This window comes from Collinsella sp. CLA-SR-H006 (genome assembly GCF_040097075.1).
GTDB lineage: Bacteria > Actinomycetota > Coriobacteriia > Coriobacteriales > Coriobacteriaceae > Collinsella.
Genome location: NZ_JBBNPD010000003.1, coordinates 80,427 through 91,529, shown reverse-complemented (window position 1 = coordinate 91,529; position 11,103 = coordinate 80,427). Strand labels below are relative to the sequence as shown.

Below are 11,103 nucleotides of genomic sequence, written 5' to 3'. Positions count from 1 at the left end.
TTGGAGGATGACCCCGCGCGGAGGCAAACCACAGGAGGTTTAACATGGCTACCAAGATTAATATCCGCACCCTGCTCGAGGCCGGCTGCCACTTCGGTCACCAGACCCGTCGTTGGAACCCCAAGATGAAGCCGTTCATCTTCGGTGAGCGCAACGGCATCTATATCCTTGACCTCAAGCAGACCATCCTCGACGCCGACCAGGCCTACACCTTCGTCAAGAACGTCGCCAAGGGTGGCAACGTGCTGTTCGTCGGCACCAAGAAGCAGGCTCAGGAGGCCGTCAAGAACGCTGCTGAGCGCGCCAACATGCCTTACATCAACCAGCGTTGGCTCGGTGGTATGCTGACCAACTTCGTCACCATCCGCTCCCGCATCAACCGCATGGAGGAGCTCGAGGCCATGGTCGAGGACGGCCGCATGGCTGTTCTGCCCAAGAAGGAGCAGGCTGTGCTCGGCAAGGAGCTCACTAAGCTCCAGACCAACCTCGGTGGCGCCCGCGACATGAAGGGTCTGCCCCAGGCTCTCTTCGTCATCGACACCAAGCGCGAGGAGAACGCCATCAAGGAGGCTCAGCGCCTGAACATCCCCGTCGTCGCTCTGATCGACACCAACTCCGATCCCGACGAGGTCGAGTACGGCATCCCCTGCAACGATGACGCTATCTCCGCTGTCACCCTTATGTGCGAGCTCATGGCTGACGCCTGCCTCGCTGGCTCCGGCAAGGAGCAGGTCTCCGAGGCCGAGATGGCCGCTGAGCCCAAGGCCGAGTAAATCAGTCTTAGTTAATTCTTTTTCATCTCTTTGAAAGGAACCACAATGGCCCAGATTACCGCCGCTATGGTCAAGCAGCTCCGCGAGATGACCGACTCCCCGATGATGGAGTGCAAGAAGGCTCTCGTCGAGGCTGACGGCGACATGGACGCCGCTGTCGACGTTCTGCGTAAGAACGGCCTTGCCAAGGCTGCCAAGAAGGCTGGCCGTGAGACCAACGAGGGCGCTGTCGCCGCGTTCGTCTCCGAGGATGGCAAGACCGGCGCTCTGCTCGAGCTCTCCTGCGAGACCGACTTCGTTGGCTCCAACGCCAAGTTCACCGGCTTTGCTTCCAAGGTCGCTGAGGTTGTCGCTACCACCGAGCCTGCTGACGTCGACGCTCTGCTCGAGAAGCCGATGGGCGAGGAGACCGTTTCCTCCGAGCTCACCGAGATGATTCACATCATGGGCGAGAACATGAAGATCTCCCGCTTCGCTGCCCGCAAGGCTGAGAACGGCGCGCTCGCTTCTTACATCCACATGGGTGGTAAGATCGGCGTCCTCGTCGAGTTCGCTTTCGAGAAGGCCGAGACCGCTCAGGCTGAGTCCTTCAAGACCTTCGCTCACGACGTTGCCCTTCAGGTTGCCGCCGTCGCCCCGATCTGCGCTACCCGCGATCAGGTTCCGGCCGAGACCGTCGAGCACGAGAAGCAGATCTACATGGCTCAGGCTGCCGAGTCCGGCAAGCCCGAGGCCATTCAGGAGAAGATGGCTGTCGGCCGTCTGGAGAAGTTCTACAAGCAGTCCGTGCTCACCGAGCAGGAGTTCATCAAGGACAGCTCCCTCACCATCAAGAAGTACGCTGAGCAGGTCTCCAAGGAGCTCGGCGACACCATTACCGTCGTTGCCTTTGACCGTCTGGTCCGTGGCGAGTAAATAAGCTCTTGTAGCTGGTAATGAGCAGGCTGTGGGTTTTACTCACAGCCTGCTTTTTCATGGCTCTTATCAGAGCCTTTGATATCATATTGAGAGTCTAATTAAAGGAGGATCGCTTTGTCCGACATCCGATATAAACGCGTGCTTCTTAAGCTTTCCGGCGAAGCACTGATGGGCGACGGCCAATATGGCATCGACCCCAAGGTTACCGACCATCTTGCCAAGCAGGTCAAGGAGCTGCTAGCCGTTGGCCATGAGGTCGGCGTCGTTGTCGGCGGCGGCAATATTTTCCGCGGCATGGCCGGCGCTGCCGGTGGCATGGAGCGTGCTCAGGCCGACTACATGGGCATGCTGGCAACCGTTATGAACGCGCTCGCCCTGCAGGATGCCTTCGAGCATAACGATGTTCCCTGCCGCGTGATGAGCGCTATCCAGATGAACGAGATCTGCGAGCCCTATATTCGCCGTCGCGCCATCAACCACCTTTCCAAGGGCAACGTCGTTATTTTTGCCGCCGGTTCGGGCAATCCGTACTTTACGACCGACACCGCCGCGGCTCTTCGTGCGTGCGAGATCGGCGCCGAGATTCTGATCAAGGCCACCAAGGTTGACGGCATCTACGATAAGGATCCCGTCAAGTGCGCCGATGCCGTCCGTTTTGACAAGATTACCTATCACGAGGTTCTCGTCCGCGGTCTGCAGGTTATGGATTCCACGGCTACGGCACTGTGCCAGGACAACCGTATGCCGATTTTGGTCCTCAACATCGATGGCGAGGACACCGTCAAGCGCGCGCTTTCGGGTGAGCCCGTCGGCACGCTCGTCTATCAGGAGGATTAAGCATGGCAGAGAACATCACCGCCCATATGGACAAGTCGCTCGAGTCCCTCAAGCATAACTTCTCCAAGGTTCGTACCGGCCGCGCCAATGCCAACATTCTGTCCGACATCACCGTCGATTATTACGGTGTTCCCACGCCGGTCACGCAGGTTGCCGCCGTCAAGACCCCCGAGGCCCACATGCTGCTCATCGAGCCGTGGGACAAGGCACTCATCAATGCTATCGTCAAGGCCATCGGCGCTTCCGATCTGGGTATTACCCCCAACTCCGATGGCACCGTCGTTCGTCTTCCGTTCCCGGCTCCCACTGAGGAGCGCCGTCGCGAGCTCGTCAAGGAGTGCCGCGAGTACGCCGAGCAGGCCAAGGTGTCTATCCGTAACATCCGTCGCGACTTCAACAACAAGCTCGAGCGCGATGAGGAGCTCACCGAGGACGATGTCCGTCGCGAGCAGGCCAAGGTCCAGAAGCACACCGATGAGTATGTCGCCAAGGTCGAGGAGCTTCTGAAGGAAAAAGAAGCCGAGGTCATGGAGATCTAAGGTGCAATACGACGAGCATAAACTGGTCGAGTACTTTGCCGACGCCCCTGCGGGCGTCGGTTTTTCCGACCTTGACCTCAATAACATTCCGCACCATATCTCGTGCATCATGGACGGTAACGGTCGTTGGGCCACGTCGCGCGGTCTTGCACGCACCGAGGGCCACAAGGCGGGTATCGTCTCCCTTCGTGAGATTATTACCGCCTGCGTGCGTCTGGGCGTCGACGTGCTTTCGGCCTATGCGTTTTCTACCGAAAACTGGAACCGTCCGCAGCATGAGGTCAACGTCTTGATGCACCTGTTTGCCAAGACGTTCATCGACGAGTTGCCGCTTCTGAAGCGCGAAAACGTGCGCGTGGTCTTTTTGGGTGATATTTCCGCGCTGCCCAAGAAGACCCGCGACGTTTTTGAACGCGGTCTTGCCGAGTGCGCCGATCACACCGGTATGACACTGGCGCTTGCCGTCAACTACGGCGCGCGTGCCGAGATTACCCGCGCTGTCCGTCAGATCGCGCTCGACGTTGCCGCCGGTAAGATTGATCCTGCCGCAATTGATGACGACATGGTGGCTTCCCACCTCTATACCGCCGGCCTTCCCGATCCTGAGCTTGTGATTCGCACCTCTGGTGAGCTGCGCCTTTCGAACTATCTGCTGTGGCAGGTGGCTTATTCCGAGTTCTATGTCACCGATACCTATTGGCCCGACTTTGATCGTTGGGGTCTTGTCGACGCCATTTTGGCCTATCAGGGCCGTGACCGTAGGTTTGGTGGACTGAGCAAGACCGAGGAGGCTTAATCGTGTCCGATCGTCCCAAGGCATCTGCTCCCAAGACGCCTGCGCGCAAAGCTACCGCTGCGGGAGCGCCTACAGCGAAGAGCGGCACCGGTTCGTGGCTGGCGGGCTTTATTACCCGTGCCGCCGCCGGTATCGTCTACGCCGTTGTCTTTATCCTGTGTCTGGTTTTGGGTATCGTGCCCACGGCCATCTTTGTTTCCGTCATGAGCGGTCTGTGCTGCTATGAGTTTTTCCGTATGACAAGGCTCGATGGCAAGATGGCTAACGAGCGCATGGGTATCGCTGCCGCCGTACTCTTTCCGCTGTCGGCGCTGGGCGATTCGATGTTGCTGAATGCCCTGCTTTTTGCCCTGATGCTCGCCGTGGGCATTTGGTATGTTTGGTCGCCGCGTACCCGCATCTCTGATGTGGCCGTGACGCTCATGGGTCCCATCTACACTGGCTTTATGCTGTCGGCTATCGTGCTGCTGCGCGATGCTGTGCCCGGTTTTGCCGGCGCCCTGCTTTCGGTGGGTGTTTGCGCGTCCCTTTGGGTCTCCGATTCGTTTGCCTACATCGTGGGCAGCCGTATCGGTAAACACAAGATGGTCCCCAAGATCTCTCCCAAAAAGAGCTGGGAGGGGTTTGTCGGCGGCATCCTGGGCTCTGTTTTGATTTGGCTCATCCTGTGGGCGACGCATTTCTACAAGCTCAGCCTGCCCTATGCGCTGCTGTGCGGCGTGGTCGTGTCCGTCCTGGGCGTTATCGGCGACCTTATCGAGTCGCGCATCAAGCGTGGCGTGGGCGTCAAGGATTCCGGCAACCTTATCCCGGGCCATGGCGGCATGCTCGACCGTAGCGACTCGCTTATCTTTGGCTGCATTACCGCTCAGCTGCTTTTGATGATCGGAGGCGTGCTGTAATGTCATTCCAGACGACGTATGGCCCCGATGGGCGCCTCCGTGTTGCCATCCTGGGTTGTACGGGCTCTATCGGCACCCAGGCACTCGATGTGTGCCGTCAGCATGCTGATCGCCTGCAGGTGACGGCGCTGTCCGTTAATTCCAGCACCTCTGAGCTCGTTGCCGCTGCCCGCGAGTTCTCGGTTCCGGCGGTTGCCGTGGCCGATGTCGCTCACGGCGATGACGCCGTGCTGCAGGAGTTGCCCGAGGGAACGAAGCTCGGCGTTGGCGCGCAGGCGGTTTGCGAGCTCGCGCGTCGCGACGATGTCGACTGCGTGCTCGTTGCTATTGTGGGCGCCGCCGGTCTCGAGGCGAGCCATGCGGCCTTGACCTCTAATAAGCGCCTTGCCCTTGCCAACAAGGAGTCCCTCGTCGTCGGTGGCGACTTGCTTATGCCGTTGGCACAACCGGGCCAGCTTATTCCAGTCGACTCTGAGCACTCCGCCATCTACCAGTGCTATCTGGGGGAGGACCCGCGCGAGGCTCATTGTATTTGGCTTACCTGCTCGGGCGGTCCGTTCTTTGGCCGTACGCGCGACGAGCTCAATCGCGTGACGCGTGCCGATGCCCTCGCACATCCCACGTGGGCCATGGGTGCCAAGATCACCATCGACTCCGCCACCCTCATGAACAAGGGCCTAGAGCGCATTGAGGCCATGCATCTGTTTAACTGCGACCTCGATTTCATTAACGTGGTCGTGCAGCGTCAGTCCAAGATTCACTCTATGGTCGAGTTCGCCGACGGCTCCGTGATGGCGCATCTCGGTGCTTCCGACATGCGTATTCCCATCCAGTTCGCGTTCTCGTATCCCGAGCGTTGGGATACCCCGGCGCCTCGTATCGATTTCCGCGAGCTGGGGCAGCTCACGTTTGATGCTGCCGACATGGATACCTTCCGCTGTCTGGCACTGGCCGAACGTGCCGGCAAGACGGGTGGCACCATGCCGTGCGTGCTCAATGCCGCCAACGAGGTCGCCGTCGATGCCTTCCTGCACGATGGCTGCAGCTTTACCGATATCGATTGCATTGTGGAATCCTGCATGGATGCCCACGATATGCAGGCGGTCGATTCGTTTGAGCAGCTTCGCGACATCGATGCGTGGGCGCGTGAAAAGGCTGCGCAGGTGCTCGCCGCAACCCGTTCCTAACCCATAAGGATTGCTTTTTCGTTTTATGGATACTGTTCTGAGCGTTCTCTCATCGGTCTTTTGGGGCCTGCTGATGCTTTCCGTCCTCGTGTTTTTGCACGAGGGCGGCCACTTTTTGGCGGCGCGTGCCTGCGGCGTCCGTGTGACCGAGTTCTTTTTGGGCCTGCCGTGCCGCTTTGACATCCATTACACGTCGCGTCGCATTGGAACCAAGTTTGGCGTGACCCCGCTGCTGCTGGGTGGCTACGCTGCCATTTGCGGTATGGATCCGACCGACGTCTCGTGTGCCGACCGCGTGCTCGCGGCTATCTATCGTCATGGTCGCGTGACCGTGGCCGACCTTGCCGCCGAGCTCGAGCTATCCGAGGAGGTTGTGCTCGAGGCATGCGCCTTGCTCTTGGGTTGGGGCTCTATCGCGCCTTGGTATGTGGAAGGGGAGAAGCCCTCGCCGAGCTACTATCCCACCAAGTATCAGACGCTGCCACGAGATGCGGCGGGTTACACCACCTTTGACGGCCGCCGTTTCGATCGAGAGCATGCGACTACCGAGGGCGATGTGTGGGAGCTGCCGTGCGGCGAGGCCGAGTTCCTTGCACAAGAGCGTTCGCACACCTATCTTGGCCAGGGCTTTCTCAAGCGCGCCTTTATGCTGCTCGCGGGCATTCTCGTCAATATCCTGACGGGCTTTTTGCTGCTTATGAGCATCTACTCTATTGCGGGTGTCACCGTGCCGATGGATACCAACGTGATCGGTCAGGTTGACGAGGGGTCTATTGCCGCCAAGGCGGGTATCGAGGCCGGTGATGCGATCCTTTCGGTTGACGGCGTCTCATGTTCCACTTGGATGGATGTCTACGATGCCATCGGCAAGGCCGCCGGTAAGGACGATATTGCTATTGAGTATGAGCGCGATGGCAAGCAGTGCTCGACCACAGTTGCGCTTAAAGAGGATGAGCGCCTAGGTGTGTATGCCTCTACGCAGGTGGTCCGTTTGGACCCCATCACCTCGGCGCGCCTCTCCTTCTCGTATGTTGCGCAGACGGCGGAGGGCGTGATGCGCCTGCTCCAGCCGCAGCATACGATGGAGATCCTCGATCAGTCCTCTTCGATCGTGGGTATTAGTGTTATGTCCTCACAGGCTGCTGCTGCCGGCCCTGCCACGTTCCTTTCGTTTGCGGCCCTCATTTCGTTCTCGTTGGGTTTTATGAACTTGCTGCCCATCCCCCCGCTCGACGGCGGCAAGCTGGTCATCGAGATCATTCAAAAGATTGCGGGTCGCGAGCTGCCGCTCAAGGTCCAGACGATTGTGAGCTATGTGGGCATCGCGCTCTTCGCACTGCTGTTTGTCTATATGCTTCGTTCCGACATCCTTCGATTTATTCTGTAGGGGAGTGTTTGGATTGTCTCTATCCCATTCTTTGCCGCGCGAGCTGACGCGCCCCGTGCATGTGGGCGGCGTGCAGATCGGCGGCGGCGCGCCGGTCGTGGTCCAGTCCATGACCTGCGCCGATACCGCTGATGCCCAGGCAACGTTTGCGCAAGTGTGCGCGTTGGCGCAGGCTGGCTGCGATATCGTGCGTGTGAGCGTGCCCACCGAGGCCGCGCTTGAGGGTTTCCGCACCATCTGTGCCGAGTCTCCGGTGCCAATCGTTGCCGATATTCACTTTAACCATAAGCTCGCCATCGGCGCCGTCGAGGCTGGTGCCGCCAAGCTTCGCATCAATCCCGGCAATATCGGCGATTGGGCTAAGGTCGATGCCGTCATCGACGCCGCCGGCGCTGCGGGCTGTGCGATTCGCATCGGTGTCAACGCCGGCTCACTCGAGCAGGATATCGCTGAGCGCGACGAGCTTACGCAGCCCGAGAAGCTCGTGATGTCGAGCGAGCGTTTCGTCAAGCACTTTGAGGACCGCGGCTTTACGAACATTGTGCTTTCGGCCAAGGCCCATAGCGTGCAAACGACGCTTGATACCTATCGAGCCCTGTCGCGTGAGATTCCCCACGTTCCGCTTCACCTGGGCGTGACGGAGGCGGGGACCAAGCTCCAGGGCACCATCAAGAGCTCTGTAGGCTTGGGTATCTTGCTTTCCGAAGGCATTGGCGACACCATGCGTGTGTCGCTCACAGCCAATCCGGTTGAGGAGCCGCCGGTTGCCTGGGGAATTTTGCAGTCGCTGGGCCTGCGTCGCCGTGGTCCCGAGATTGTCTCGTGCCCCACGTGCGCCCGCTGCCAGGTTAACCTGATTCCCATCGCCGAGGAAGTAACCGAGCGGCTTAAGAACTATACCGCGCCGCTTTCGATTGCCGTCATGGGATGTGCCGTTAATGGCCCCGGCGAGGCTTCTGATGCCGACCTGGGCGTTGCTTGCGGACGTGGTCAGGCCTTGCTCTTTTCGCATGGCCAGATCATTGGTAAAGTAGCTGAGGACCAAATTGTCGACGCGCTTATGGCAGAGGTCGACAAGCTTATTGAGGAGAAATAAATGACCCGAGCAATGTATATGTCTAAGCTCTATGCGCCGACGCTTAAAGAGGATCCGGCGGACGCTGAGCTCGCCAGCCACCGTCTGCTGCTCCGTGCCGGCATGATCCGCAAGGAGGCCGCCGGTCTGTATTCCTACCTGCCGCTTGCTTGGCGCTCGATTCGCAAGATCGAGAACATCGTGCGCGACGAGATGGACGCCGCCGGCGCCCAGGAGCTTATGATGCCTATCATGGTCGATGCCGAGTTGTGGCGTGAGTCCGGCCGCATCGACGCCTATGGCAAGGAGCTTGTGCGCTTTGACGACCGTCACGGTCGCGAGTTCGTCCTGGGCCCCACGCACGAGGAGACCGTCACGGCCCTGGTGCGCAACGAGCTGCGCTCCTATAAGCAGCTGCCCGTCAACCTGTACCACATTCAGGACAAGTTCCGCGACGAGTTCCGTCCCCGCTTTGGCCTGATGCGCGGCCGCGAGTTCATCATGAAGGACGCCTACAGCTTCTCCGCCACGCAGGAGAGCCTGCAGGAGGAGTACGACAAGATGAAGCAGGCCTACGCTAACATCTGCGAGCGCTGCTACATCAAGGCTCTGCCCGTTGTTGCCGACTCCGGTGAGATCGGTGGCGATACCTCCGTCGAGTACATGGCTTTGGCCGACGCCGGCGAGGCTTCGCTCGTCTACTGCGACGATTGCGGCTTTGCTGCCGATGACGAGGCGGCAAGCACCAAGGTCGTCGTGACCGAGGGTCCTGGTGACGGTACGCTCACCAAGGTTGAGACTCCGGGCATGGGCACCATTGAGGCAGTTGCTAAGTTCTTCGGCTTCCCCGAGAACGGCACGCGCAAGTCGCTGGCACTCATCGACGCTGAGGGCAAGCCTGTCGTGGCCATCGTTCCGGGCGATCATGAACTCAACGACTGCAAGGCCGAGCATGTCTTTGGCAAGGGCTATCGCATGATGACCGATGAGGAGCTTCAGGAGAACGGCCTGCACAAGGGCTTTATCGGACCGGTCAACCTGCCCGAGGGCATCCGTCTGGTGTGCGACGAGAGCCTGCGCGAGTCCAAGCAGTGGGCCTGCGGTGCCAACGAGGTCGATTATCACTTTACCGGTGCCTGCCCCGAGCGCGACTTTACCGTCGACGAGTGGGCCGACCTGGTCACCGTCGTTGCCGGCGATCCTTGCCCGCACTGCGGCAAGCCGCTCTCTGCTGCTCGCGGCATCGAGGTTTCCCAGGTCTTCCAGCTGGGCACCAAGTACTCCGAGGCCATGGGTGCCACCTTTATGGATGAGGACGGCAAGGAGAAGCCGCTTATCATGGGTTGCTACGGCGTGGGCGTTTCTCGCTCGCTCGCTGCCGTCGTGGAGCAGCACAACGACGAGCACGGCATCGTCTGGCCGGTCTCCGTTGCCCCGTACGAGGTTGCGGTGATTCCGCTCGACCCCAAGAAGGAGGAGTGCGCTTCCGTCTGCGAGCAGATCGTTGATGGCCTGTGCGCCGAGGGTATCGAGGTCGTCGTCGACGATCGCGATGAGCGTCCCGGCTTTAAGTTTGCCGACAACGACCTTATGGGCTTCCCGTATCAGGTGGTGCTCGGCAAGCGTGGCCTTAAGAACGGCACCGTCGAGCTCAAGGACCGTGCCACGGGCGAGCGCGAGGACGTGGCGATCGACGAGGTCGTCACCAAGGTTGCCGAGCTTGTGAAGGCGGCACGCCGTTAATCGGCGATTTCGCTTGTAGTTCGATATACGGGACGGCCCCTGCATTTCTCCAGATCGGGGAGATGCAGGGGCCGTCCTTTTATCTTGTCGGCACGCTCAAGTGTTAAAAGGAAACCCCGCAGCCCATGCGAGCTGCGGGGTTTCCTTAGTGCCTCCGATGCGAAATAAATCGCTCAGATATTACTGATAATCGACGACGTCGATCCAGTTCTTCAGGAACTCATCGTTCACGTTGCGCTTACGAGCGAGCTCGGAAGCGGCGACGATGCTCGTCCACTGACGCACGACCTGCATGGGCATGTCGGCGCGGTCGCAGTAGAGGTCCAGGTAGGCCTCGGCCTGGTCCTTGCTGTTGAGGGCGAAGAGCAGGTAGGTGGTGGCAACGTCGGCAGCAGGGGAGCCCTGGGTGGCGTGTGCCCAGTCGCACACATAGAGCTGGCCGTCGTCGCCGACGATGACGTTGGAGGGGTTGAAGTCGCCGTGGCAGACCTTGAACTCCTTGGTCATGCCGTCCAGACGCTCCTGAAGGTTGTAGCGCGTGGTGGCATTGAGCTGATCAAGGCTGTCGATCATGCGGGCGAACTTGTCGCGCTGACGGTTGAGCAGCGGGGAGGTGTAGCCGTGGATCTCGATCTGGAGATCGACGAACATCTCGAGGTACTCACCAAAGCGCTGGGGCTCGGCAGTCATCTTCTCGGCAAGGGTGGTGCCCGGAACCTTCTCGGTCACGAGCGCCCAGCCGTTGGCGTTCTCGAGCTGGGAAACCTCGAGAGCCTTGGGGCTGCGGATGCCGCACTCATTGATGCGGGCAAGATTCAAAGCCTCGTTGAACACGTCGGAGACGGGCTTGGTCTCGTTAAAGACCTTGACGATCTTGTCGCCCAGGTCGTAAACGACCTTGTTGCCGCGACGGACGAGCTCGGTCTTGGAATCGGGGAGCAGCATG

General features: G+C 59.8%; 11 protein-coding genes. 10 read left to right on the top strand and 1 reads right to left on the bottom strand.

Translation table 11 applies throughout. The features are described from left to right. The first annotated feature begins 44 nt into the window (after positions 1–44). The 10 genes from rpsB (at position 45) to AAA069_RS03090 (ending at position 10,157) form a co-directional block, all read left to right on the top strand. Positions 45–773 (top strand): 30S ribosomal protein S2, encoded by a 729-nt coding sequence (gene rpsB, locus AAA069_RS03135; protein WP_006236109.1) that lies wholly within the window; start codon positions 45–47, stop codon positions 771–773. Between the two features lie 45 nt (positions 774–818). Beyond that, positions 819–1,688, top strand: a complete 870-nt coding sequence (tsf, locus tag AAA069_RS03130; RefSeq protein ID WP_022094736.1) for a translation elongation factor Ts — start codon at positions 819–821, stop codon at positions 1,686–1,688. 117 nt (positions 1,689–1,805) lie between these two features. After that, positions 1,806–2,528: a UMP kinase gene (pyrH, locus tag AAA069_RS03125; protein ID WP_035138557.1), complete on the top strand. Its 723-nt coding sequence runs from the start codon at positions 1,806–1,808 to the stop codon at positions 2,526–2,528. A gap of 2 nt (positions 2,529–2,530) precedes the next feature. Further along, complete coding sequence (gene frr, locus AAA069_RS03120) at positions 2,531–3,067, top strand: ribosome recycling factor (RefSeq protein WP_006236112.1); 537 nt, start codon at positions 2,531–2,533, stop codon at positions 3,065–3,067. 1 nt (position 3,068) lies between these two features. Continuing rightward, a complete protein-coding gene (locus AAA069_RS03115; protein WP_055285137.1) occupies positions 3,069–3,863 on the top strand; it encodes an isoprenyl transferase in 795 nt (264 codons plus the stop codon). A 2-nt stretch (positions 3,864–3,865) separates the two neighbouring features. Beyond that, complete coding sequence (locus tag AAA069_RS03110) at positions 3,866–4,765, top strand: phosphatidate cytidylyltransferase (RefSeq protein WP_232219788.1); 900 nt, start codon at positions 3,866–3,868, stop codon at positions 4,763–4,765. Continuing rightward, positions 4,765–5,952: a 1-deoxy-D-xylulose-5-phosphate reductoisomerase gene (gene dxr, locus AAA069_RS03105; protein ID WP_349127541.1), complete on the top strand. Its 1,188-nt coding sequence runs from the start codon at positions 4,765–4,767 to the stop codon at positions 5,950–5,952. The genes AAA069_RS03110 and dxr overlap by 1 nt, the downstream gene beginning before the upstream one ends. A gap of 25 nt (positions 5,953–5,977) precedes the next feature. Next, complete coding sequence (locus tag AAA069_RS03100) at positions 5,978–7,339, top strand: M50 family metallopeptidase (RefSeq protein WP_349127540.1); 1,362 nt, start codon at positions 5,978–5,980, stop codon at positions 7,337–7,339. Between the two features lie 13 nt (positions 7,340–7,352). After that, positions 7,353–8,435 carry a flavodoxin-dependent (E)-4-hydroxy-3-methylbut-2-enyl-diphosphate synthase gene (gene ispG, locus AAA069_RS03095; RefSeq protein WP_349127539.1) on the top strand — a complete coding sequence of 361 codons (1,083 nt, stop codon included), beginning with the start codon at positions 7,353–7,355 and terminating at the stop codon, positions 8,433–8,435. Then, positions 8,436–10,157, top strand: a complete 1,722-nt coding sequence (locus AAA069_RS03090; RefSeq protein ID WP_349127538.1) for a proline--tRNA ligase — start codon at positions 8,436–8,438, stop codon at positions 10,155–10,157. Between the two features lie 180 nt (positions 10,158–10,337). Here AAA069_RS03090 and AAA069_RS03085 read toward each other — a convergent pair whose 3' ends face one another. After that, entirely contained in the window at positions 10,338–11,102 is a 765-nt protein-coding gene (locus AAA069_RS03085; RefSeq protein WP_349127537.1) for an aminoglycoside phosphotransferase family protein, read from the bottom strand. Position 11,103: the final 1 nt, after the last annotated feature.